At 56.1% G+C, this 23,062-nt stretch carries 22 protein-coding genes; 6 read left to right on the top strand and 16 right to left on the bottom strand.

Features of this window, described 5'->3' with window-relative positions:
* Window positions 1-269 precede the first annotated feature (269 nt).
* Window positions 270-608, top strand: a complete 339-nt coding sequence (locus tag GSQ81_RS07485; RefSeq protein WP_158910157.1) for a hypothetical protein — start codon at window positions 270-272, stop codon at window positions 606-608.
* 26 nt (window positions 609-634) lie between these two features.
* Here GSQ81_RS07485 and GSQ81_RS07480 read toward each other — a convergent pair whose 3' ends face one another.
* The 12 genes from GSQ81_RS07480 to GSQ81_RS07425 all read right to left on the bottom strand — a co-directional run bounded on the left by GSQ81_RS07480 (window position 635) and on the right by GSQ81_RS07425 (window position 12,333).
* Window positions 635-1,768, bottom strand: coding sequence for a lactonase family protein (locus GSQ81_RS07480; RefSeq protein ID WP_254060064.1), 1,134 nt, complete (start codon window positions 1,766-1,768; stop codon window positions 635-637).
* A 62-nt stretch (window positions 1,769-1,830) separates the two neighbouring features.
* Window positions 1,831-2,505, bottom strand: coding sequence for a HisA/HisF-related TIM barrel protein (locus GSQ81_RS07475; RefSeq protein ID WP_158910155.1), 675 nt, complete (start codon window positions 2,503-2,505; stop codon window positions 1,831-1,833).
* A 56-nt stretch (window positions 2,506-2,561) separates the two neighbouring features.
* On the bottom strand, window positions 2,562-3,332 hold the full coding sequence (gene hisF, locus GSQ81_RS07470; protein WP_158910154.1) for an imidazole glycerol phosphate synthase subunit HisF: 771 nt from the start codon (window positions 3,330-3,332) through the stop codon (window positions 2,562-2,564).
* A complete protein-coding gene (locus GSQ81_RS07465; protein WP_158910153.1) occupies window positions 3,333-3,614 on the bottom strand; it encodes a biotin/lipoyl-containing protein in 282 nt (93 codons plus the stop codon).
* Window positions 3,615-3,616: 2 nt separating this feature from the next.
* Window positions 3,617-4,225 carry an imidazole glycerol phosphate synthase subunit HisH gene (gene hisH / locus GSQ81_RS07460; protein ID WP_158910152.1) on the bottom strand — a complete coding sequence of 203 codons (609 nt, stop codon included), beginning with the start codon at window positions 4,223-4,225 and terminating at the stop codon, window positions 3,617-3,619.
* A gap of 280 nt (window positions 4,226-4,505) precedes the next feature.
* Window positions 4,506-5,114, bottom strand: a complete 609-nt coding sequence (hisB, locus tag GSQ81_RS07455; protein ID WP_158910151.1) for an imidazoleglycerol-phosphate dehydratase HisB — start codon at window positions 5,112-5,114, stop codon at window positions 4,506-4,508.
* The gene (gene hisC / locus GSQ81_RS07450; RefSeq protein WP_158910150.1) at window positions 5,114-6,244 is read right to left on the bottom strand and encodes a histidinol-phosphate transaminase; all 1,131 of its coding nucleotides are present in this window, start codon (window positions 6,242-6,244) and stop codon (window positions 5,114-5,116) included. The genes hisB and hisC overlap by 1 nt, the downstream gene beginning before the upstream one ends.
* Window positions 6,241-7,500 carry a histidinol dehydrogenase gene (hisD, locus tag GSQ81_RS07445; RefSeq protein ID WP_158910149.1) on the bottom strand — a complete coding sequence of 420 codons (1,260 nt, stop codon included), beginning with the start codon at window positions 7,498-7,500 and terminating at the stop codon, window positions 6,241-6,243. The genes hisC and hisD overlap by 4 nt, the downstream gene beginning before the upstream one ends.
* 115 nt (window positions 7,501-7,615) lie before the next feature.
* Window positions 7,616-8,497 carry an ATP phosphoribosyltransferase gene (gene hisG, locus GSQ81_RS07440; RefSeq protein ID WP_158910148.1) on the bottom strand — a complete coding sequence of 294 codons (882 nt, stop codon included), beginning with the start codon at window positions 8,495-8,497 and terminating at the stop codon, window positions 7,616-7,618.
* Window positions 8,497-8,835 carry a phosphoribosyl-AMP cyclohydrolase gene (hisI, locus tag GSQ81_RS07435; RefSeq protein ID WP_158910147.1) on the bottom strand — a complete coding sequence of 113 codons (339 nt, stop codon included), beginning with the start codon at window positions 8,833-8,835 and terminating at the stop codon, window positions 8,497-8,499. Before hisI ends, hisG begins: the two co-directional genes overlap by 1 nt.
* A gap of 232 nt (window positions 8,836-9,067) precedes the next feature.
* Window positions 9,068-10,690, bottom strand: coding sequence for a multicopper oxidase family protein (locus GSQ81_RS07430; protein WP_254060063.1), 1,623 nt, complete (start codon window positions 10,688-10,690; stop codon window positions 9,068-9,070).
* Entirely contained in the window at window positions 10,687-12,333 is a 1,647-nt protein-coding gene (locus tag GSQ81_RS07425) for a phospholipase C (RefSeq protein WP_158910146.1), read from the bottom strand. The genes GSQ81_RS07430 and GSQ81_RS07425 overlap by 4 nt, the downstream gene beginning before the upstream one ends.
* Before the next feature lie 192 nt (window positions 12,334-12,525).
* Between GSQ81_RS07425 and GSQ81_RS07420 the strand changes: the two genes are divergently transcribed.
* Together GSQ81_RS07420 and GSQ81_RS07415 are read left to right on the top strand one after the other, a co-directional pair.
* Window positions 12,526-12,837: a helix-hairpin-helix domain-containing protein gene (locus GSQ81_RS07420; RefSeq protein WP_158910145.1), complete on the top strand. Its 312-nt coding sequence runs from the start codon at window positions 12,526-12,528 to the stop codon at window positions 12,835-12,837.
* Window positions 12,838-12,970: 133 nt separating this feature from the next.
* Window positions 12,971-13,693, top strand: a complete 723-nt coding sequence (locus GSQ81_RS07415; protein ID WP_158910144.1) for a DUF4397 domain-containing protein — start codon at window positions 12,971-12,973, stop codon at window positions 13,691-13,693.
* Between the two features lie 63 nt (window positions 13,694-13,756).
* Here the strand turns inward: GSQ81_RS07415 and ahcY are convergent, their stop codons facing one another.
* From ahcY to GSQ81_RS07395, 4 genes are all read right to left on the bottom strand, one after another.
* Complete coding sequence (gene ahcY, locus GSQ81_RS07410) at window positions 13,757-15,193, bottom strand: adenosylhomocysteinase (protein WP_158910143.1); 1,437 nt, start codon at window positions 15,191-15,193, stop codon at window positions 13,757-13,759.
* A 94-nt stretch (window positions 15,194-15,287) separates the two neighbouring features.
* Window positions 15,288-16,406, bottom strand: a complete 1,119-nt coding sequence (locus GSQ81_RS20250; protein ID WP_158910142.1) for a bifunctional transcriptional activator/DNA repair enzyme AdaA — start codon at window positions 16,404-16,406, stop codon at window positions 15,288-15,290.
* A 120-nt stretch (window positions 16,407-16,526) separates the two neighbouring features.
* Window positions 16,527-17,696 (bottom strand): methionine adenosyltransferase, encoded by a 1,170-nt coding sequence (gene metK / locus GSQ81_RS07400; RefSeq protein WP_158910141.1) that lies wholly within the window; start codon window positions 17,694-17,696, stop codon window positions 16,527-16,529.
* A 329-nt stretch (window positions 17,697-18,025) separates the two neighbouring features.
* Entirely contained in the window at window positions 18,026-18,442 is a 417-nt protein-coding gene (locus GSQ81_RS07395; protein WP_158910140.1) for a RodZ family helix-turn-helix domain-containing protein, read from the bottom strand.
* A gap of 359 nt (window positions 18,443-18,801) precedes the next feature.
* Here GSQ81_RS07395 and GSQ81_RS07390 point away from each other — a divergent pair, with 359 nt between their 5' ends.
* The 3 genes from GSQ81_RS07390 (at window position 18,802) to GSQ81_RS07380 (ending at window position 23,043) form a co-directional block, all read left to right on the top strand.
* Window positions 18,802-19,920, top strand: a complete 1,119-nt coding sequence (locus tag GSQ81_RS07390) for an acyltransferase (RefSeq protein WP_158910139.1) — start codon at window positions 18,802-18,804, stop codon at window positions 19,918-19,920.
* A gap of 212 nt (window positions 19,921-20,132) precedes the next feature.
* Window positions 20,133-21,281: an acyltransferase gene (locus GSQ81_RS07385; protein WP_158910138.1), complete on the top strand. Its 1,149-nt coding sequence runs from the start codon at window positions 20,133-20,135 to the stop codon at window positions 21,279-21,281.
* Window positions 21,282-21,525: 244 nt separating this feature from the next.
* Entirely contained in the window at window positions 21,526-23,043 is a 1,518-nt protein-coding gene (locus tag GSQ81_RS07380) for a hypothetical protein (RefSeq protein ID WP_158910137.1), read from the top strand.
* Window positions 23,044-23,062: the final 19 nt, after the last annotated feature.

The following is a 23,062-nucleotide window of genomic DNA, read 5'->3' as shown; positions in this document are numbered from 1 at the left end:
ACGGAGCGCATCAGCAGATAGCGGCGCTTTGTTTCATCCTTGTTCCGGTATTTCTTGGCGAAGTGTTGGGCGCGCCGTTGTTCTCATGGCTTGATGCGCAACATAACAGCCCTACGCCTGACCGTGCGCCAATTTCGCCAGCCCGCTTTCAGCGTCCCCCACCCTCTACTACCTTCGCTTAGATTCTTGTTGACCTCGCGCTGGGCTTGTTATAACGCCTGCGCGATGAGTCTGACTTAGCGATCCATTTGCCTGAATGTGGGTTGGTCATGGACTTCGACGATAGTCTTGCGTGCTTCTTTTTAATTTTCTTTATCTTTGTCGCCTGCGCATTCTTCTTCCAACGGATACGGTGGAAGAAGAGAAAGCGTCGCGGGAAGTGGAATTTGGGCTTCTATCCCACTGCAGCGTCGGCAGGAAATGCCTTACATGCTCTGCAGATCTTCGCACAACCCAAAGTGCGGTACGTTCTTCAGGAAAAGCTGTCGGAGGATGAAGAGCAGGACGACGAGGGAGACGCTGACGATCCATCCATGCGTCTGAAGGGACAACTTAGACGAATCAGACGGGGCGAACCGGTCGGCGACTTGGAAGTGCCACTGCCATGACCGATTCGCAACCCGTCCGTTGATGCTTATGCAAATACGAGGCACTGAGGAGCAGCCAGATCGAAGCTCTTGCCGGAGTCCGCCAGCTTGCCTGTCTTTGCATCGCGCGCGAAGACGGAGATGTTGTTTGAAACCTGGTTCGCCACCAGTAGCCAGCGGTCGTTCGGGCTCAGCGCAATATGACGTGGAACCTTCCCGCCACATGAGGTCCGTTCTATCAAGGTCACCTTGCCATCCGTCTCCGAGATGGTGAACGAAGCCATAAAGTCGTGGAGACGGTTCGCCACATAGGCAAAGCGCCCCTTGCGGTCGAAGATAATGTCGCACCCACCGGTCTCGCCCTTGTATCCCTCGGGATTCAGCTCGACTGTCTGAATTGCCTCCAGCGTCCCCGCCTCTGCGTTCCAGTGCAGAACAACGACCGTCGACGTCATCTCCGTCACACAGTACGCCCATTTGCCGTTGGGATGGAAACTTAGCGCCCGTGGTCCTGCTCCTGCCGCAGACTTCCATGCCGGAGGCTCATTCGGTGTAAGCTTTGCCGTCTTTGCATCCAGCTTGTAGATATGAATTTCGTCCAGACCAAGATCGTTGATCAGCAGAAACCGGTTGTCCGGCGATAGCGTAACGCGGTGCGCATGGGGCTTCTCCTGCCGCTCTTTGTTCGGGCCATGGCCTTCGTACTGAAAGAAGCTGACTGCCTCGCTCAGATGTCCATCGTCGCTTACATGAAAGCTCGCCGCACTGCCGCCGTTGTAGTTGGCGACAAAGGCACAGCGCCCGGTGTGGTCCACCGCGATATGGCAGGTTCCAGGGCCACCTGTAGGCTCCGCATTGATCTCGGTGAGATGTCCGGTCTTGCGATCGAGATTGAAGCCTGTAATTCCGCCGCCGTCCTTTCCCGCAAAGTCGCTCGCCTCGCTGACGGAGAACAGGCGATTGCCGCCCGGAGCGAGCGCCATGAAGGTAGGATTCTCAATTGCCGCGGCGAGGCCGGTCTGCTTCAACTCACCTGTCGCTTCATCGAACGAGTACGAGTAGATTCCCTTGCTTGTGCTTGTCGTCTGCGTTCCCACCAGCAATAACTCGTTCTTGCTGCCCCCGCTTGCGCTTGCCAGTGAAGCACTCGCTGCCAATGTAGCTGCTGCCGAACTCTTCATAAATCGTCGCCTCGTCATTCCCTGCATTCATGTACTCCTTGATATTGTGCCACCCGGAAAGTCTATGCTTCCATCGCGCCCGAGTACACCGCCATGCCGGCTACGGCATCGACGCCCATCGCATCCAGAGCATCTACTTCGGCGCGTTCTTTGATTCCACCGGCAACGATGAGCTGGCGTCCCGTCGTCGCTCGCAGTACGGCTGCAACGTCCATCGGGAAGCCTGTCATCGTTCCTTCTATATCGACATGCGTGTAGAGGAACGCGGCACAATAATCTTCCAACCACGTCACTGCCTCTTCAGGAGTCAGGTCGACCGAATCCTTCCAGCCCTTCACCGCGACCTTGCCGCCTTTGGTGTCCACGCTGAAGACGAGTGCATCTTCGCCCAGCGATTTCTTCAATCCTGCGGCGAATTCTTTATTCACGCCTGAGGCTCCAAACAGACTCGAACCATAGATCACGCGCTTCGCGCCAGCGTCGAGCAACGCCTGTCCGTCTGCAGCAGTCTTCAAACCGCCACCCACCTGGCAAGGCAGCCGCTTGCAGATCATCTCAATCAGTTCACGATTATTTCCTTGCCGCATTGCTGCATCGAGATCGATCAACTGCACCACGGGATACTTCGAGAACCGCTCAATCCAGTAATCAAAATCATCGAAGGCCAGCTTCAGCTTCTCGCCCTGCACCAACTGCACAATGCGGCCACCCATTAAATCAATCGAAGGTATCAACATGTTTTTCTTCTCCGTTATAAAACTGTCATCTCGACCGAAGCGCAGCGCAGTGGCCTTCAGCAAGGAAGCCGTACAGAGACTCCGGCCTGTCGCAGCTCTGCCTTCAACTCGCGTGAATCCGTAACACCAAAATGAAAGATGCTGGCCGCCAATGCCGCGTCGGCTTTGCCTCTGCCAAAGACATCGGCAAAGTGAGTTGCCGATCCTGCACCGCCTGAAGCAATCACTGGAATCTGCACGGCTTTGCTCACTGCCGCGGTCAATTCGCAATCGAAGCCGTTGCGCATTCCGTCCGTATCCATCGAGGTCAGCAGAATCTCGCCTGCGCCGCGCTGCTCGGCTTCACGAGCCCAATCCACTACCTTTCGTCCTGTAGGTTTGCGGCCACCACTCACGTAGACTTCGGCGTCATCCACTCCTGCTGCGCCGCGACGGGCATCGATCGCTACAATCACCGCCTGCGCTCCAAAGCTGCCGCCGATTTCGCCAATCAACTCGGGCCGCGCGATGGCAGAGGAGTTGATGCTCACCTTATCGGCGCCCGCATCGAAGACCGCCGCCGCATCTTCCGCGCTGCGAATTCCCCCGCCGACGGTGAACGGAACAAACAAAGTAGCTGCTGTACGCTTCACCGTATCGAGCAGTGTGCCGCGCCCTTCGTGCGTTGCCGTAATGTCCAGCAGCACAATCTCGTCGGCCCCTGCCGCAGCATGGCGATGCGCCAGTTCCGCCGGATCGCCGGCGTCGATGATGTCTACAAACTGAACACCCTTGACCACGCGGCCACCGCGTACATCGAGGCAGGCAATAATTCGTTTCGTCAGCATCTATCCCAACCTTGCCGGAACAGCCGCTGGGACTGCAACTTCATCGCCTTCGCAGACAATCCGGGCCAGCGAATCCATGTTCTCGATCACAGCTCCATGTTCGACGAACCACTCCACCAACAGCCCCTGTTTGGGCGCAGGCACATGGAACTCCATCGCTCCATCGGTCACAGTGCAGACCGCCTGTCCCGTTCCCACGAGCGATCCGGCGGGTACTAATTGTTGGACGAAGGTGTAGGAAGGCTTCTCGGCTGCGATCTTTAGCTCATATATAAAGGGCATGTTTATAACTCCACAAAGTTCTTCAAGACCTGTAAGCCCACGGTGCTCGACTTCTCCGGATGAAACTGCACACCCATCACATTTTCCTGCTCGACGACTCCCGTAAACGACCCACCGTATTCTGTAACCGCAGCAGTTGCATTTACCACCGAAGCACGCCAGGAGTGGGTGTAGTAAACAAAGCCGCCGTTTTGCACGCCGCGCAGCAGCTTCGAATCCTGGCGCAGGCCTTCGAGCGAGTTCCAGCCCACATGCGGCGACTTTAACTCCGCACCTTCAAAAGATGCGGGAAAGCGCTCGCACATTCCCGTGAAGTGCCCCAGTCCGCCTACATCGGGCGCCTCGGTGGAGCCTTCAAACAGCCATTGCAGCCCGACGCAAACTCCCAGAAACCAAGCGCCCGTTTTCACGCTTTCGCGCACTGCCTCAGTTAGCCAAAGATCGGTTAACAACTGGGTAGCCTGAAAGTGACCCACTCCGGGCAGGACGATCTTGGAAGCTGTACGTACTACTTCCGGGTCTTGAGTTACCTGCGTTTCAGCGCCAAGATACTTCAGCGCCTTTACGACGCTGGTAAGGTTTCCGGCTCTATAGTCGATAACGGCAATCATTAGTAAAGTGAAACTCCTATCAGATACCAGAAAATCAATGACAACGATGCAGCGATTACAGCGCCTACTCTCCACCACCTCTTGCCAAAAAAACAAAGTGTGCAACCAAATAGGGAAGAACATAGTCCCCAAGTAACCCATGGCACGCCTTCATCTGCTTGCTTCAGATAATCTTGGGTATCTACTGGCCGCAAATAGCTGCCGACTACCAGTACAACCGACAGCAAGACAGACACAACTCCGCAAATAAAGAGCGCTCGACGGATTTGTGCTGCTTTGCTCACAGCAAACCCTTCGTACTAGGCAGCATCTCCCGCATCCGTTCATCACGCGAACAAGCTCCGCGTAGCGCCCGTGCAAACGCCTTGAAGATAGCCTCAATTTTGTGATGATTGGAGCGGCCATACATCGTCTTCACGTGCACGTTCGCCTTGGCTCCGCGAGCGAATCCATCGAAGAAGTCGGCCAGCAGCTCGCTCTGGAAATCTCCTACCAGCCGCACCTTCACCTTGTCATCGACGACATAGGCTACGCGTCCGCTCAAATCTACAGCGGCAACCGCGAGCGTCTCGTCCATCGCCATCACAAAATATCCGGCGCGCATGATGCCCTTCTTATCGCCGAGAGCCTTATTGAAAGCCTCGCCCAGCGCAATGCCGACATCTTCGACGGTGTGGTGTTGATCGACATCCAGATCGCCCGTGCACTTCAGCGTCAGGTCAAAGCCGCCATGCCGCGTAAACAGCTCCAGCATGTGGTCGAAGAAGCGTATTCCGGTCGAAACCTTATAGACACCCTGCCCATCGACGACCAGCTTGAGCGCAATCTGCGTCTCCGTCGTATCGCGCTTCACTGTTCCTGTTCGAACCTTGCTCAAACTCTTAGCCATTACTCAAACTCCCTTTCGCCTTCGCTGCTCTGCCGCGTTGTTCCTTCAGCAGCAGGCTTCCATCCAATCTCTTCGAGCGACGATCGCAGCGCCGCCAGTCCCACCCGCACATGCTCCTCAATGCCAATGGTGATGCGCACAAAGCCATTGCAGCCGGGATCAGCGGAACGGTCTCGCAGCAGCACTCCATGACCGCGCATCGCAGACACCAACTCCTTATGCTGCGGGCCAATCTTCATCAGCACAAAATTCGCATGGCTGGGGAAGTAGGGAACGCCCAGCTCGTCCAATTCGCGCATCATGCGATTGCGTCCCACGCGCACCTGTTCGACATACCATGTGAGGTAGTCCTCATCGGCCAAGGCTACGGTCAGGCAATCGAGCGCCACACCATTCACGTTGTAAGGGGAGCTGACCTTGCGCACATACTTCATCAGCGCGGCATTGCCTGCCAGTATTCCGATGCGAAGATTTGCGAGGCCATAAGCCTTTGAAAATGTCCGTGCCACCAGCAGATTCGGCACAGCGGACAGGTCGCCCATTGTGGTCTCGCCATGAAAGTGGTAGTACGCCTCATCCACCATCAACACGGCATGTGGAGCGGCCTTTGCAATCGCCAGCAGATGTTCGCGGCTCACCACGGCACCCGTAGGGTTATTGGGCGAAGACACAATAATCAGCTTCGTTCGTTCTGTAATCGCTGCAACAAATTTTTCAAAAGGAAATTGCAGCGTCTCATCCGCCTGCACCTTGCGCAGGTTCTGGGTCATCATCATGACGCTGACGTCATACATAAAGAAGCCCGGCGTGCAGATCACTGCCTCGTCGCCTTCTTCGAGAAACGCACAGCAGACCATGTGTATCGCCTCATCCACACCATTGGTCAGCAATACTTCCTCGGGCTTCAATCCAAAGTGCTTTGCCGCAATTCGCTCGCCGGGTTCGCGCTCGGGGTACTTCGTCAACCCTTCCGCTGTTATTTCACGCAGGCGCTCAATCACCTTGGGAGAAGGCGCGAATGTGTTCTCGTTGAAGTCCAGACGCAGCGCATCACGCCCCGCCAGCGGAGGGTGATACTCCGGCATCTGCAGTACAGCCCTGCGTGGTTTTACTTCGGTCGTAACACTCATCGCATCCTCACTCGAACACTCTCTGCGTGCCCAACCAGTCCCTCGGCCTCAGCCAGCGCAATTGCGTGAGGGCCAATCTTCCGCAGCCCTTTGCGCGTGTACTCCTGCACCGTAATCACCTTCAAGAAGTCCATCACACTTAAGCCGCCACGTACACGACCCACGCGCCCGGTTGGTAGTACATGATTCGGCCCTGAGACATAATCCCCCATTGACTGCGGAGTATAGGCCCCCACAAAGACACTCCCCGCATTGCGTACCCACTTCAAGTCCGCTGCTGCATCGACGGTCAGGTGCTCTGGAGCCAGCCGATTCGTCAGCTCTTGTGCTTCTGCAACCGTAGCAGTTACGAATATGGCTCCCTGCGCTGCCAGCGATTGCTTCGCAATCGTGTTCTTCGCTGCTTGCTTCTTCACCTCGACTGCAACATCCTTCGCCAAAACTTCATTGCTTGTAATCAGGATAGGGAGAGCTTCAGGATCATGCTCAGCCTGAGCTACCAGATCCGCGGCAATTCCCACCGCATCGCCAGTCTCGCTGGTAACTACAATCTCCGTTGGTCCGGCAGGCATATCAATTCCGCACTCGGTCGAAACAACTGTCTTCGCCGCAGTTACAAATAGATTCCCCGGTCCTACAATCTTGTCGACACGCTCAACCGTCTCGGTACCAAAGGCCATCGCAGCAATTGCCTGTGCTCCACCTACGCGATAGAACTCCGTCACCCCCGCAAGCCACGCTGCTGCCATCGTCTCTCGGGCAGGCTTGGGTGAACACACGATGATGCGATCCACTCCTGCTACTTGCGCCGGAGTCACCGTCATCAACAGCGTCGAAGGCAGCGGATATCGACCTCCGGGCACATAGCAACCGACGCTGCCCAGCGGACGAATAAGCTGGCCTGTCTTTACGCCTTCGGACGGTGCAATGGTCCATTCCTTCGGACGCTGCGCTTCGGCGAACGCGAGGATATTGCCGCGCGCCACCATCATCGCTGCCTGCAACGCCGGAGCAGTCTCTTCCCAGGCTGCCTGCATCTCTTCACGGGAGACCAGCAGCGCCAGCCGCTTCGTCAGCCCATCAAACTTTGCCGCATACTTTCGCAGTGCAGCATCGCCGCTCTTGCGAACGTCTGTAAGAATCCGCCGCACCACCGGCTCCACCTTCGCCGTGTTTGCTGCTCCACGCTGCTCCAGCGTTTCTATCAGAGCCGCCGCGGTCACTTTACCGCGCCCAAATGTTCGTACCAGCTTCATCGCCAACTCCGTAGAAACCTAACACCGATTTGCACCGATATCACCGATCAAAACCAGCCCGACTTTACTCTATCGGTGTTTATCCGTGCCAATCGGTGTTAAGCCTTTTGTCCGACTACAGTACAACCTTGCTCAAGGGATACTCCACGATTCCGGTAGCGCCGGCGGCCTTCAACTTCGGAATTACGTCCCGAACCTCGGCCTCATCCAGAATCGTATTCAGCGCAATCCATCCCTCATCGCTAAGCTGCGAGATCGTCGGCGAGTTCAGCGCTGGCAGCACGCCAATCACCGCCTGCAGCGAGTCCTTGCGAGCATTGAGCATGAGTCCGACGCGGCCCTGTGCGGCAATCGCAGCATTCAGCATCAGCGAGATGTTGCCGATCTTCTCGCGCTTCCAGTCATCCTTGTACGCAGCCTTGTTGGCGATGAGCTGTGTCTCGCTCTCCATCAGCGTCTCGATGATCCGCAGGCGATTCGCCCGCAGCGAGCTTCCGGTCTCCGTCACTTCGACGATCGCATCGGCCAGCGTCGGCGGCTTCACTTCGGTCGCGCCCCAGCTAAACTCCACCTTCACGGGAATGTTTTTGTTGGCAAAGTAGCGCTTCGTAAACTCAACCAGTTCGGTGGCAATGATCTTGCCTGCCAGATCTTCAGGCTTCTGAAAAGGAGAGTCTTCAGGAACTGCGAGTACCCACTTCACCTTCTGCCGGCTCTGCTTACTGTAGGTCAGGCTGGTGACATATTCGACATCGGTCTCGTTCTCGAGAACCCAGTCGTTGCCGGTCAGTCCGGCATCGAGCGCGCCGTGCTCGACATAGCGCGCCATCTCCTGCGCGCGCACCAGCATGCACTCGATCTCGGCGTCGTCGATCGAAGGGAAGTAGCTTCGTCCATTGGCGAAGATCCTCCAACCTGCTCGCTCAAACAACGCAATCGTCGCATCCTGCAAACTGCCCTTCGGAATTCCCAGCTTCAGCTTCTTCGCTCCAGACATTACGCCTTCTCCGTTTCAATATTTTTGGTAAAGCAGCTTACCGTGCCCTCGTGGCACACCAGCCCATCGCCCTCGACCTCTACCTTAAAGAGCAGCGCATCGTTGTCGCAATCAGTTGCGGCCGAGATGACCTTGAGCCGGTTGCCGCTGGTCTCGCCCTTCATCCAAAGCTTGCTGCGCGTTCTGCTCCAGAAGGTCACAAATCCTGTCTCCAGCGTCTTCGCATAGCTCACTTCGTTCAAGAAGCCGAGCATCAGCATCTCGCCCGTCTTCGCATCCTGCACGATGCCCGGAACCAGGCCATCCATCTTTGCAAAATCGATCTTTACCGCTTCCATCGTCATCTCCTGATTTTCTCTCTTAGGCCATCCAACTCGCTTACCGGGCAGCAAAAAGGCCCGCTCGCGATATGCGCGTTAGCGGGCCTTTCCAATCCTTAGTATGCGTTCGTTACTTCGCTACACCGGACACAGCCGCCAACACGCTTTGCGCATGATGATGGTGATGGCCGTGATGCTGCAGACGAACGCTCATTGTTTTAAAGGTAGCTGCGATGACCTCGCTTGTCAATCATTTGCCTGCTTTTTGCGGCTCCGCAGCCAAAATTTCATAAGGCCGCATCATCTCGTTGTCCTCATGCTCCAGCAGATGGCAATGCCAGACATAGCGACCGGTGTAACCCTTGAAGGGCACAATGATCCGCGTCAGCGTCCCTGCATCGGCTCGCACCGTGTCCTTCCATCCAGCTTCGATCCCGGTCGCCGGTTCCACATCTCCGATAAATTCCAGCGACCTGTTATCGAAGAATGCGTTGGTATCGATCCTCTGTCGGTCGAGAATCTGAAACCGCACCAGATGAATGTGAATGGGATGCGTGTCCTCCGTCAGATTCACGAACTCCCAGATCTCCGTCGTATCGATCACAGGCTTCTCTGTAATCGGCGCGTGCCATGGAGTATTGTTCAGCATCATGTCCATCGACTGATCGGCGAGATTCAGATGCTCATCCAGCGTCAGCAGCCTTGTCTTCACCGCCGTTGTCTCTTTGATACGTTCGACCGCACGTAACTTCGTCGGCAGTACACTCGTATCCGCCGCTGCCTGAGCAGCTACGCGAAACTGCATCACCTGCATGGAGTCGCTCGCAAGCTGCATTCGCTTACCCGCGTATTTGCTGAAGTCCACGACTACATCGGCGCGCTCTGCGGGAGCAAGCTGCAACCGCTGCAAAGTTACAGGTGCTTCGAGCAATCCCTGATCAGACCCGATCATGTGAAACTCATGATCGTCCTCAAACGCCAGCCGATAAAATCTTGCATTCGATCCATTCAGAATTCGCAGGCGGTACTTGCGCGGTTCTACTTCGAGATACGGCATTGCCTTGCCGTTCACCAGCACGACATTGCCAAAGACCTCCGGCACCCATGGCTTCCCGGGTATCGGCGATATCGGATACTCCAGTTGCCCATCCTTACGAAGAAAGCGGTCGTAGATGACCAACGGTACTTCGTACTTACCGCTTGGCAGATTCAGCGCATCCTCCACCGCATCGCGAATCAGGAACATCCCCTGCATGCCTGCGTAGACATTCAGGCGATTAATTCCCATCGCGTGGTCGTGATAAAACAACGCCGTTGCATCCTGCCGATTGGGATAAAAATTCACCGCCGACTTTCCCGACACGAACCAGTCCTCGGGATATCCGTCGCTCTCGGGAGGCGTTCTGCCGCCATGCAGATGAACGACGCTCCGCACTTCGGGAAAATCTTTGCCTGCGCCGTGCAAAGTGTAGTCGATCGGCAAAAAATGCTTTAGCGGAAGCTCATTCGCCCACTCCACCAGCAGAGCTTCACCGCTCCGTGTCTCAAATATCGGCCCCGGTGAGCTGTTATTGAATCCCCAAACTCGCGTCGCAGACAGATCGCGATGCACCTTCACATGCATCTCGCGCATGGCGACCTTGTAATAAGGAATATGTTCGCTCTTGCGATCAGGATTCGCTCGCGTCCCTACGCTCTTTGCAACGGGAGGCAGCGGAAGCGCATCTACGAACGGCGTCAGTTCTCCCGGCCCCAGCACGGCGTCGCTCATTGCGGCTTCCATGTGAGCCATCGCAGAGCCTGTCTCGGTCAGGAGCAGGCCGGTTGCAAATACCCCGGCCTGCTCCAGAAATCTCCTCCGAGTAATCGTCACTGCTTCTCCACGACTCCGGTTGAATCGTTCAATAAATATGGCTGCGCATCTAAATGTTCAAAGTCAAACATGCCCGTCATCGGGCCTGCAATCGAGTCGAACGAGCCGCCGCCAACTCGCTCGCCAGCCAGCCAGTTGTCTTCGATAAAGCGAAGCACCGAGGTCTGATCGGTCAGGGTGTGGTCAACGTAATTCTGCTTTGCATAGGGCGAGATCGCCAACAGCGGCAGACGTGGCCCATAGCCGCAACGTCCCTGTGCGTGTGCCGTATGTGGCCCCGGCAGCGCGGTCGAACCGTCACCGCATTGCCCTGGCCCGGTAAGCGCGTCGGCACGCGTCGTCGACTGGTTCACAATCGGCCCCATCTGATGGTCATACCATCCATCGGAGTCGTCATACGCCAGAATGACTACCGTATTCTCCCAGTCCGGCTGCTGCTGCAAAAAGTTAATGACCTTCACATCGAACGCCTGTTCATCCAGCGGGTCGGAGTAGCCCGCATGTCCATCCTGATAGGCCGGGGCCTTCAGAAAACTGACCGCAGGAAAGTTCCCCGCCTTTACCGCATCGAAGAAGTCGTCTGTGTCATATTGATGGTTCGCTGCATCGCCGTTGTGCCCGATCATCTGTAGCGAAGTCGGCCTTACATGCTTGAGGTTCGCCGTCTCCTTGTAGTACTGGAAGGGCTGATGATGCGGGCTGTAATCCAGGTCCGTCACCCTCACCACTTTGGAGTAGGTGCTGCGGCGGCAGCCCGTCGTTCCATTCGGATTCTTCTTCGTCAGATCGAAGCCGCCCTCGAACCATCCCCACGTCACATTGCTCTTCGACAGCATGGTGCCGATATTGTTGCCGGTGAAATGCAGCATCGCGCCCGATGGCACCGAGCATACATCGCCAATCGGGTCGCCATCGCCAATCTCCGTAAACGTGCCGTCGCCGCCTTCAATCACAGTGTTGCCGGCATTTACCTTGTCGGTCACGCCATTGGTCTGGCCCGAGATCAACTCAATCGCGCCCAGCGTCGAAGGCCCAAACGTCGAGCCATACGAGTTGTCATTCAGCGCATAGCGTTGCGCGTAGTTCCACATCGCCGTCACCGTATTGCCGTCGAAGTAGCCCATTACGAGGCCCTTCGTCTGGAAGGCATACTCCTTCGCGCCCTCTACCTTTTCGCTCCCCAGCCGCGCTCTCGACTTCGGCGAACCGAGGATGCCTGTATACCGCGGAAACGAATCCAGCAGCCCGGCGTGGAAGGCGCGCTGCTCGGCGGTATAGTCGTGGTTCTCATCCGCCGTCGCTGCCTGTGCCCGCGATAGCCGGAACGGCGCGGTCGCATCCTTACCGTTCACCTTGGTGTTAATGAAGTTCGGATTGTGCTCCAGCAGCGTCTGCGTCAAGCCATTCACCGCAGGCGTCTCGGGTTTTGCATGAAACTCTGGTTCGCCTGCAGGATTCACTGCATTGGGATAAGTCCCAAAATAGTGGTCGAACGAGATATTCTCGCCAAAGATCACGACCACATGTTTGATCGGCGTGGCGGTAGTTTTCACGTCGTGATGAGCGGTCTGCGCGAAGCCATGGCCTATCAATCCCAGTGCAAGTAGAGCGCCGCCAAGAGAGCCTGCAGTCAAAGTCTTCATTCATCCTCCTGTTTGCCCTACCAGTCTTTCAGATAGCGCTAACTTTGTCTTCACTATCCAATCAATCATCTCGTCGGCAGTATCCACCGATATTTTTCGATTTCACTTCATCTGGAATCGTATTTCCTTTGACCAACCGCCCCGCCTCATCTACCCTTGCATCGCACGCACTCATATCAGGAGGCATTCCGTATGTTCAAGCTCTTACGCTCCCCGTTCGTTCTCGCTCTGGCGCTTCTGCTATCTGCGCCGGTCATGGCCACGGCAGCGCCCTTCGCCGCCCCCCCCTCGGCCAACGCTGCCACTGCCGACAAGCTCGACATCAACACTGCTTCGCCTGATCAGCTCAAAGCCTTCAAAGGCATCGGTGACGCCTATGCGAAGCGGATCATCGATGGCCGCCCTTATACCGCTAAGAATCAACTTGTCACTCGCGGCATTCTTCCTGCCGCCACCTACAGCAAGATCAAAGACCAGATCATCGCCAGCAAACCCGCAAAGTAGTCCTGAGTTTGCGAACGCCGATCCTATCGGGTGCCCCATGTCCTGCTTCTGGGCATGGGGTCTTTCATGCCTATCGTGCCAGCTCTCCTCGAAATGGCCTAATATTAAGGGGCTCTCCCTAAACTGACGGCTAATGCCCTTCAAATTTCTCCAACTCGTAGTCCTTACTGTAACCCTCGTTGCGCTTACCGGCTGCCAGGGCCTCGTCAGCAGCCCCTCCGGTTCGCAGGTCCGTATCATCGACGTCTCCCCCGATGCCCCCAACCTCGACATCTACCAGAGCCACGACGCCCTGGCCTATAGTCTTGGTTTCGGCACCATCACCTCTTATGTGCCGGTCACGCCGGGGACTTACACCATCGCGGCCAACTCCGCTGGCACCGCGCAGGTCGTCTCTTCCGTAAAGAACACCTTCCTGCCCTCAACGCAATACACGGTTCTCATCGGCAACATCGCTCCCAGCTCGCAGCAGCTTACGCTCAAAGATCAGAACCAGCCCGCACCTTCAGGCCAGATTGACCTTCGCTTCATCGGTCAGGCTCCGCGCTCCGGTGCAGTCGATATCTATCTTTTGTCACGAGGCCAGACGCTCGCCGATGCCAGGCCCATCGCCACGAACGTCAACCCAGGCGCCAACACGGGATATCTGAGCGCTCCTGCCGGCACCTACAGCATCGTCATACTACCTGCCGGAACTCCTGCTATCGGAGCCACGCCTCCAGCTTACGTCGGCACTCAGGTCTCTTATGCCGATGGCTCCGCTCGCACCATCATCCTTATTGATCAGCGACAGATCAGCGGCTACCATCTGCAAATCATCACCGCAGATGACTACGATCCCCCCAGCGCGAGCTAACGTTCAGTCGCAAATAAAAAGGCCGCAGAGTTATCTCTGCGGCCTTTTATTTTTGCTTATTTTTTAATACCGGTACTGCTCCGCCTTGTAAGGACCATCCGGAGAAACCCCAAGATACTCCGCCTGCTTTGGCGAAAGCGTCGTCAGCTTCACGCCGATCTTCTCCAGATGCAGCCGAGCGACTTCCTCGTCCAGCTTCTTCGGCAGAATGTAAACGCCCGGTTTGTAGGTGTCCTTGTTCTTCCAAAGGTCAAGCGCAGCCAGCGTCTGGTTCGAGAAGCTGTTGCTCATTACAAAGCTCGGATGGCCGGTCGCGCAGCCGAGGTTCACCAGCCGTCCCTCAGCCAGCACAAAGATGCTGTTGCCGCCGGGGAAGGTGTACTTGTCCACCTGAGGCTTGATGTTCAGCTTGCTTACGCCCTTGGCGTTGTTCAACTGGTCCATCTGGATCTCGTTGTCGAAGTGGCCGATGTTGCAGACAATCGCCTGGTCCTTCATCTGCTGCATGTGTTCGAAGGTAATGATGTCGAGATTGCCGGTGCAGGTCACATAGATATCGCCACGTCCCAGCGTCTCTTCAAGCGTCGTAACTTCGTATCCTTCCATCGCTGCCTGCAGGGCATTGATCGGATCGATCTCGGTCACGATCACTCGCGCTCCCAGACCACGCAGCGAAGCAGCCGAGCCTTTACCCACATCGCCATAGCCGCAGATCACAGCCGTCTTGCCCGCAACCATCACGTCAGTTGCGCGTTTGATGCCATCGACCAGCGACTCGCGGCAGCCATAGAGATTGTCGAACTTGCTCTTGGTGACAGAGTCGTTCACGTTGATGGCTGGCACCAGCAGCTTGCCCTGCTCCATCATCTTGTACAGGCGGTGAACGCCGGTCGTCGTCTCCTCGGCAACGCCGCGCCACTCCTTCGCCAGCTTCTGGAAGTAGGTCGCGTCCTCGCCATGGATCTTCTTCAGCAGGTCCTTGATGACGCCTTCTTCCTGATTTCCGGAAGGAGTGTTGACCCAGCCATCGCCCTTCTCCAACTCCACGCCCTTGTGGATCAGCAGGGTCACGTCGCCGCCGTCGTCGATGACGATCTGCGGTCCAAGCCCGCCCTTATGCCGCAGCGCCTGATCGGTACACCACCAATATTCTTCGAGGCTCTCGCCCTTCCACGCAAACACCGGAACGCCTGCCGCGGCAATCGCCGCCGCCGCATGGTCCTGCGTCGAGAAGATGTTGCAGCTCGCCCAGCGAACATCCGCACCGAGAGCCACCATCGTCTCAATCAGCACAGCCGTCTGGATGGTCATGTGCAGCGAGCCGGTGACGCGAACGCCTGCCAGCGGCTTGGCCGCAGCGTACTTGTTGCGAATGGACATCAAGCCGGGCATCTCCTGCTCGGCGATATCAATCTCTTTACGCCCAAACTCTGCCAGCGAAAGATCCGCTACTTTGTACTCGGAAGCTACTCCTGCGTTATCAACAACTGCTGTCGCCATTACTGCTCCTTGACACTATTAGATGTTCTTGCAATCCCTCTCAGAATACCATTTTGATCAGTCAGGAAGCGCCTCTGGAACATCAACTCTTCTGTCAGCAGGCTCCTTCCGCCTCCAGCAATTTCTTCTTTCTCTGCACGCCCCATCTGTATCCTGACAAGCTCCCATCGCTCTTGATCGCGCGGTGACAAGGCACCACCACCGCCACGGGATTCGACCCGATCGCCATCCCCACTGCTCGCGCAGCCGTAGGGCTGCCAAGCTCCTTGGCGATGCTTCCATAGCTGCGCGTCTCGCCTCGTGGAATCTGCTGCAACGCCTTCCAGACCCGCTGCTGAAACGCCGTCGCCCTTACATCCAGCGGGAAAGTAGCCGCCAGCGGATGCTCGCTCAACTGGCTTGTAACAAAAGCCACGCCATCAGCCAGCCAGCCTGTATTTCCCTTGGCCTGCACCAGCTGCGCCTTGTTGAAGCGCTCCCGTAAATCAGCCACAAGCTCGGCATCATCCTTGCCAAATGCAATCGAACAAACGCCGACATCGGTAGCTGCAACCAGCATCCGTCCCAGAGGACTCGCCGCCGTGCAATAGCGAATCAGCAGCCCAGCTCCACCCGCTCGCATCACCCGTGGAGTCATTCCCAGCGAAGCCTCGCTCTTCTCATAGAGCCTGCTGCTCGACCCAAACCCTGCCTCATAGATCGCGTCCGTAATCCGCGCTTTTGCTCCACCAGGCCGGGGCTCCCGCACCTTGTTCTTAAACTTCGCCAGACGCTGCTCCTTGGCATACTGTCCCGGACTCACTCCCAGCACCCGCTTGAATCCGCGCAGAATCGTCAGCCGCCCTACGCCAGTAGCTTTGGCAACATCGGCGAGCTTCGTCCGCTCGTTCGCGTGTTCCTTCAGATACTTGGTCACGGCAACGATGGCTCCTGCCTGAGGATCTTCCTTCGGTGCAGTCCGCTCCGGCTCGCAGCGCATGCAAGGCCTGTACCCCGCAGCCTCTGCCGCAGCCGGGGTAGGGAAGAAGGCCACCTGTTTCCGCGTTGGTCTGCGGCTCGGGCAGCTTGGCTTGCAGTAGATCTTCGTTGACTTCACCGCATAGAAAAACTGCCCATCCGCGCTGGCATCCCGCTCCAGCACCTGCTGCCACTGTTTGCCTGGGAAAAAGCTGGGAACCGTATTTGCTCTGGAACTTCCGTTAGCCATCGTCATTCCAGTATCTTCCTCCACTGCTGTTGCACGCTACACTCCGATTCGTTCATTCAAACTCGTATTGGCCAAAAAAAAGAGGCAGGCCCTAAGGCCCGCCCCTTCTCCAATCCACAAAAAAAATTACTTGGCCGAAACAGCCTGTCCAGCCTGCTCCTTCAGAGCAGTAGCCTTGTCGGTTGCCTCCCACGTAAAGTTCTCGCCCTTGCGGCCAAAGTGCCCATAGGCCGCGGTTGCCTTGTAGATCGGCCGACGCAGGTTCAGGCTCTCGATAATCCCCTTCGGGGTCAACGAGAAGTTCTTTCGCACCAGCGCTTCGAGCCTGGCCTCATCGACCTTACCCGTGCCAAACGTCTCGACCAGCACGCTCACTGGCTCAGGAACGCCAATCGCGTAGGCGAGCTGAACTTCGCAGCGATCGGCCAGCCCGGCGGCAACAATGTTCTTCGCCACATAGCGAGCCATGTACGCTGCTGAACGGTCAACCTTGGTTGCATCCTTGCCGCTGAAGGCCCCGCCGCCATGACGGCCCATGCCGCCATAGGTGTCGACGATGATCTTGCGGCCTGTCAACCCGGTATCGCCCATCGGTCCACCGACCACGAAACGGCCGGTTGGATTGATGTGGTATTTCGTATCCTGATCGAGTAACTCGGCAGGGATCACAGCTTGAATCACATGCTTCAGGATGTCGCCGCGAAGCTCGTCGTTGCTGACGTTCTCTGCATGCTGTGTCGAGATGACGACTGCATCCACACGCACTGGCTTGTTGTTGGAGTCATACTCGACTGTCACCTGGCTCTTGCCGTCGGGACGCAGATAAGACATCAGGCCCGATTTGCGGACCTCGCTCAGCTTCTGCACCAGCTTGTGGGCCAGCGAGATCGGCGTCGGCATCAGCTCCGGCGTCTCGTTGGTCGCATAGCCGAACATCATGCCCTGATCGCCCGCTCCGCCAGTATCGACGCCCATGGCGATATCGCCCGACTGCTTGTTGATCGTCGAGATCACCGCGCAGGTATTGGAATCGAAGCCGTAGAGGGCATTGTCATAGCCAATCGCCGCCACTGTCCCGCGCACGATGCTCTGAAAGTCCACATAGGCCTTGGTCGTGATCTCACCGGCGACGACCACCAGGCCGGTGCAGGTCAGCGTCTCGCAAGCCACACGGCTGTATGGATCCTGCTCCAGGCAGGCATCAAGAATCGCATCGGAGATCTGGTCGGCAATCTTGTCAGGATGACCTTCGGTTACAGACTCACTCGTAAACAAAAACTTATCGCGTGTCGCCAAAACAACTCCTTTTAGGTGCCAGAACAGACACTTAGCCTGATCAGTTTGCAACCCTTCTATTTTACTCGTCGCGTAGGCCCCTCGACAAAGGAGCGCACTTATCCGTGCCGATTCTCGCTTCAATGGCGATATTCTGCATCGAATGGGAAGGTTTGCCCTGCTTCTAAGAGGCTGTTTAAAAACTGAAGGCTTAACACCGATAGTCGCCGATGGCACGGATTAGGAACAGGCAAAAGCAAGGGGCAACCGCAAAAGCAGGTCCTCCGCCTTGCGGCGAAGGATGACAAATTTGATGACAGATCGCGTGGTTAATGAGTTTTTGACAGATTCTAAGGCAATCGCCCGTGCAGAACGAACTTCCACACGGACCATGCCAGAGCGAGCAGCGCAACCATCATCATTGCCACGCCCATCCACTGCAGCTTCGTTCCTGACTCGCTGGCGCCTCTGTTCCTGCGCACATTCTCGGCGAATTCAGACCAGTCTTCGACCTCGGCATCCTGCGCGCCGCTCTCGCGCAGACTTGCTTCGAACCGGTCGAGCCACGATGACTCTTCTAGCCCCAGCGCAGCAAGATAACTGCGCACGATGCCCTTGCGAAAGACTCCGCCGGGCAACTCGTTGTACTCTCCCGCTTCTAACGCGCGCAGGTGCCGCGGCGAGACCTTGGTCTCCTCGCAGATCGCTTCAATCGAGATCTTGCGCTGCTCACGCGCCCATCGCAGCTCGTCGCAGAATCTTTCCATTCGCTCCGCTCAGCCGTTAGCCTTACTGGAACCCCAGATTTCTGCCGGATGTGTCCCAGTTGCTCGAAGAATAGACCTGCATCCCTATCAAGTCAAAGCACTTCCGTGCAATCGGAAGCTAGAGGATCATCTCTGACAACCCTTAACTTCCAAAAGAGATCGAGTGATCTTCCTGCTGATTGCCTTATCGCTGCGTCTCAGCGGCAAAAGCAGACAACCGCACAAGCAGGTCCTCCGCCTGCGGCGAAGGATGACACGTTTGATTACAGGTTCATTAAAAAGTTTTTTCAGATTATTAGAGAGTTTTATTGGAATGATTCAAAAGAAGGCCGGCGAACCCAGTCATCTATACTTGTACAGTGACCCCAAAAGTCAGTCATCAAAAGCCATCAAAGCGCGAGATAGAACTGGATTTTTTGCGCGGCATCGCCATCTTAATGGTGATCGATTACCATTCCCCGCGGGCCATTCTGTTTTATCCTTTCAGAGTATTGGGGTTTAGTCATTTTGGGTGGGCGGGCGTGGACGTCTTCTTCATCCTGAGCGGTTTTCTGGTGGGTGGTCTGCTGGTAAAGGAATGGATGCTGTATGGCCGGATTGACAGCAAGCGCTTTCTGATTCGCCGCGGCTTTAAAATCTGGCCACAATATTATCTTTTTATAGGCTTGATCCTGTTGACAGGCCACCGCACCTTCCACCAGATGTGGGGCAATCTGTTAAATATCCAAAACTATGTGGGGGGTGTCGCTCACACATGGAGTCTGGGTGTAGAAGAGCACGCTTACCTGCTGCTGGTATTGTGCCTAGCCATCGCTGCCTGGCGTGCAACGCGGATGAGAAATCTCTTCCTCTTTCTCGCAGGAGTGACAGGTACTGTCATTTTCCTGCGAATGATGCTGACGGTGTACGGTTTCGATACGGTCACAGCCACCCATACCAGGATTGATGGAATCCTGGAAGGTGTATTGCTTGCCATTCTTTATCACTATGCCCCGGAGACATTCAGGCGGTGGCAGAATCGCAGATGGATCTGGTTTCTTGTTCTTGCATTGGTGTTTGCTTTCTTCCGGCTGAATCTGCAAACGCGATGGGCGGCTTCGCTCAGCTTCGACTGTGCCAACGCATTAGGCGTTGCCCTCTTAATGCTGCTGTACCGGCATCGGGAAGGACGCCGGCGGTCTGCGCTCTATCGTCTGGTTGCGTGGATTGGACTGTATTCGTATGGAATCTATCTCTGGCACGTTGCCGTGATTGCTCCCCTCGTTCAGGTGTCACCACACCTGCCGCGATGGCTGGCACCGGTCTGGGTGGCGATTGCTCCAACCCTGCTGGGAGCGCTGGTCGGCATCTTCTTTACTAAAGTCGTCGAATTTCCAGCCTTGAAGCTGCGAGATCGGCTGTTTCCAAGAAGAGTTGACTCCGCTGTAGGCACGCCAGCCGAAATCGAAGTAGAAGCCCACGCAAGCTCGACAACGTGAACCTGGAAGGAAACCCAGAAGAACCAGCAGGAGCTATGAGCTGCATCGGTTTGCGTGACTAATTTCAACAAAGGGGTCTATCGTGCGAATCGTTCCATTCGCTCGGCTCAGCCGTTAGCTGCTCGAAGCATGACCTGCATCCCTATCAAGTCAAAGCACTTCCGTAAACGGGTCACTATATATAATTAGCCCCAGATAGAGGACCCTTTCTTATGGTCGAACCCCTCCCCACACGGGCCGCATCGATGTCTCGCATTCCCAGTCTCGATGGTCTGCGTGCGCTGTCTATCTTTCTCGTCATCGCTCTGCACACGATCCAGCGATTCGGCATGACTCACCATGTCTCTCTCATCTGGTTTGCCATCTTCAATGGTGATACCGGCGTATTTATCTTTTTTGTCATCAGCGGCTATCTCATCACAAGCCTTCTTTTGCATGAGCAACAGAAGCGCGGCTCCATCAGTATGGGCAGCTTCTACTTTCGACGCGCCATGCGCATCCTGCCCCCGGTCTATCTCTATGTGGCCGTCCTTCTTCTTCTCGGCTGGGCTGGGCGATTGGCGGTCACTCGAATCGATATCGTCAGCGCACTCTTCTTCTTTCATAACTACGCACTCACGGTGCGCATGTGGTCGCTGGAGCATTTCTGGACTCTCAGCATCGAAGAGCAGTTCTACTTCATCTGGCCTTGCATCCTTTATTACTGCCTGCGTCATCGTCCCGGCATCGCCGGCCGTATGGCTGCTGCGAAGTTCGCCCTTGTCGTCATCGTCATCTCCCCGGTGATTCGTGTCGCCTCTTTCGCTTCTCATGTTCCTTACCTGCATCATGGGGGCATGTTTCAAATGCGTGCGGACTCGCTCATGTTTGGCTGCGTCATCGCCTTATTGCAGGGGACCCCGCTCTTCGAGCGCGTCTACAGCTTCGTCACGAAGATATGGTGGATTCCTCCCGCCGTTATCTTCCTCTCCGATTGCATCGGTGCCCGCTTCCAGAATTATTGGGAGTTTCCCTTTGGCTTTACACTCTGCGGAACAGCCATCGCGTTCTTCCTGCTCTGGTGTGTTCGCAATCCACATTCCGCCGTCGGCAATGTGCTGAACAGTCGCCCTGTCATGCATATCGGTGTTCTGTCCTACAGCATTTACATCTGGCAGACGCTGTTCCTGCACAGTATGAACGCGTCTGTGTTCGGCCCTTCCCTGAAGATCATCAGCACCTTTCCTGGCAACTGGGTCGCAATCCTCATCGTCGCCGAACTTTCCTACTATGTGGTCGAGCAGCCCTCGCTGCGCCTCCGAAATCGACTCATGCGATATATCCCTGCAAAGTCATCAAAGAGCGTCCCTCTTGTCGAATAATAGGTAAGCATCCCAATTGAAGCTTCTAAGATTGGTTCGCTATAACTGGCATAGATTGTCTTAATCGTTTCCGGGGCACCTAGTGACTGCTAAGTTCCGCGCATGCTGGTTGGCTCACTCCCCGCCGCTGGTATCATCTTCCTAAGCCCTCGGTTGGATAGATTTCGGGGGGCCAATGCAAGTGCGCCAAATTCGCCGCTGACCTCCGGCAGTTGAACCAGACACTGGTTTAGAAAGAGAAAGAGTGCGCCTCCCATTTCCAGAACGCATTCCCCTTCTGTACGTTATCTGCTTTGCCGCGCTGCTCAGCATCGCGCAACTGCTTCAGGGGACGCCTGCCGCGATCTCTCTCTGCTGTTTCCTCTTTATCATCATTGCTGCCTTTACCTTCAATCTCGCCGGCGGGTTCACGAGTGCCTCCGGGGGGTATGTTTTTTTCTACGCTGTTCTGGTAGTCATCGTGGGCATTACCTGGAAGGCTGTTCTGGGCGAACAGGCTGGCTCCGATCTGAAACAGCCTCTCTTGACGTTTCAGGTCTACGTCGGCGGCATCACCGCAATGCTTGCGGCCGTTTTTTTTAGCCGAAAATTGACCGCGAAGCGTCCTCTTCTGGCCAACATGGTCTCAGACGAGAACATGTCGAACGCAGCTACGGGCTGCATGATCGCAGGTTTTGCTCTCACAGCGGTTATAACTGTAGCCCCTTCAGGGAGTGGTTCGGTCCTCAGCGCAGTCGGTCAAGTCAACTTCTTCCTTCCTCTTGCAATCATCCTTGGAACGATCGCGCAGATTCGCAAAAGCGGTGGAACCAGCAGCGTGAATCTGACTGTCCTGATTGCTTGCGGCGCTCTCTTCGCTGGCGGCCTTATTAATTTTTCCAAACAAGGGATCTTCAGCCCTCCGTTGTGCTGGCTCATAGCCGCCGCTTCACAACGATATCGGATCACCTTTTACCAAACCCTTGGCTGCGTTCTGGCGCTCCTTTTTATGGGATATTATCTCGTCCCGTATTCCCAGTACGGTAGAAACTACAAGTCAATCTCTATAAGCGAAAACGTAAGCACCTCGATCTCCCTGCTTTCAAAATTGGACTATGTTCGTGAGCAGTCCCACCAGACTGCCGACGGAATCGTCGAGGACAGGGTGCAGGCATACTTCGATACCCCCCAGGGCTTCTTCGACCGCCTGCAGATGATCTCCCCCGATGACGCTCTCATCAACGTCACCGAGGACAATGGCAACATCGGCTATGTTCCCATTGTTATGGACTTCGCGAATCTTATCCCCCATTTCCTCTGGCCGGGCAAGCCCGAGGTCGGCTTCGGCAACCTTTATGCCCACGAGATAGGCATGATCGGTGCAGATGACTTCTCGACCGGAATCTCTTTCAGTCCCACTGGAGAGGCATTTCATCTCGGCCGCTGGATGGGCATCTTTGTCCTCGCTCCTCTCCTGTGGATCATGCTGTTTGTCATCTTCGATTCGCTTTGCGGCGATGTTCGCAAGTACCCGTGGGGGCTGCTCGCCATTGTGATCTTCGCGCATGAGGCGCCGGAAGGAATGCTTCGAGGTGTCGTTCACGACTCCGGATATTTTGCTCTGGGCATTGTCGTCGCAGCGGTTACCTCGGCTTATGTCATGCCGATCATCGGCGCGCTCGTCTCGGTGCCGGAACGCACTCGTCTTCGCCGCATCGCACCGATTCGCAGCATCCCCCGCCGCTTGCCCCCGGCCCATCCTCCGCAAGAGTCCGGACGGTAACATGGTTCGGCGTGCCAGT

The organism is Granulicella sp. L56, assembly GCF_009765835.1.
In the GTDB taxonomy this organism is placed as follows: Bacteria; Acidobacteriota; Terriglobia; order Terriglobales; family Acidobacteriaceae; genus Edaphobacter.
Note: the sequence above shows the minus strand (reverse complement) of the source record. Positions and strands in the feature narration are given on the sequence as shown.

Excerpts from the sequence above, each read along its gene's own strand:
- GSQ81_RS07480 (WP_254060064.1), bottom strand. The coding sequence starts at position 1,768 with ATGAAGAGTTCGGCAGCAGCTACATTGGCAGCGAGTGCTTCACTGGCA.
- ahcY (WP_158910143.1), bottom strand. The coding sequence starts at position 15,193 with ATGGCGACAGCAGTTGTTGATAACGCAGGAGTAGCTTCCGAGTACAAA.
- GSQ81_RS07485 (WP_158910157.1), top strand. The coding sequence starts at position 270 with ATGGACTTCGACGATAGTCTTGCGTGCTTCTTTTTAATTTTCTTTATC.
- hisD (WP_158910149.1), bottom strand. The coding sequence starts at position 7,500 with ATGAAGCTGGTACGAACATTTGGGCGCGGTAAAGTGACCGCGGCGGCT.
- GSQ81_RS07395 (WP_158910140.1), bottom strand. The coding sequence starts at position 18,442 with ATGGAAAGATTCTGCGACGAGCTGCGATGGGCGCGTGAGCAGCGCAAG.
- hisG (WP_158910148.1), bottom strand. The coding sequence starts at position 8,497 with ATGTCTGGAGCGAAGAAGCTGAAGCTGGGAATTCCGAAGGGCAGTTTG.
- hisF (WP_158910154.1), bottom strand. The coding sequence starts at position 3,332 with ATGCTGACGAAACGAATTATTGCCTGCCTCGATGTACGCGGTGGCCGC.
- hisC (WP_158910150.1), bottom strand. The coding sequence starts at position 6,244 with ATGAGTGTTACGACCGAAGTAAAACCACGCAGGGCTGTACTGCAGATG.
- GSQ81_RS07420 (WP_158910145.1), top strand. The coding sequence starts at position 12,526 with ATGTTCAAGCTCTTACGCTCCCCGTTCGTTCTCGCTCTGGCGCTTCTG.
- GSQ81_RS07385 (WP_158910138.1), top strand. The coding sequence starts at position 20,133 with ATGGTCGAACCCCTCCCCACACGGGCCGCATCGATGTCTCGCATTCCC.
- hisH (WP_158910152.1), bottom strand. The coding sequence starts at position 4,225 with ATGATTGCCGTTATCGACTATAGAGCCGGAAACCTTACCAGCGTCGTA.
- GSQ81_RS07425 (WP_158910146.1), bottom strand. The coding sequence starts at position 12,333 with ATGAAGACTTTGACTGCAGGCTCTCTTGGCGGCGCTCTACTTGCACTG.
- GSQ81_RS07465 (WP_158910153.1), bottom strand. The coding sequence starts at position 3,614 with ATGCCCTTTATATATGAGCTAAAGATCGCAGCCGAGAAGCCTTCCTAC.
- hisI (WP_158910147.1), bottom strand. The coding sequence starts at position 8,835 with ATGGAAGCGGTAAAGATCGATTTTGCAAAGATGGATGGCCTGGTTCCG.
- hisB (WP_158910151.1), bottom strand. The coding sequence starts at position 5,114 with ATGGCTAAGAGTTTGAGCAAGGTTCGAACAGGAACAGTGAAGCGCGAT.
- GSQ81_RS07415 (WP_158910144.1), top strand. The coding sequence starts at position 12,971 with ATGCCCTTCAAATTTCTCCAACTCGTAGTCCTTACTGTAACCCTCGTT.
- GSQ81_RS20250 (WP_158910142.1), bottom strand. The coding sequence starts at position 16,406 with ATGACGATGGCTAACGGAAGTTCCAGAGCAAATACGGTTCCCAGCTTT.
- GSQ81_RS07475 (WP_158910155.1), bottom strand. The coding sequence starts at position 2,505 with ATGTTGATACCTTCGATTGATTTAATGGGTGGCCGCATTGTGCAGTTG.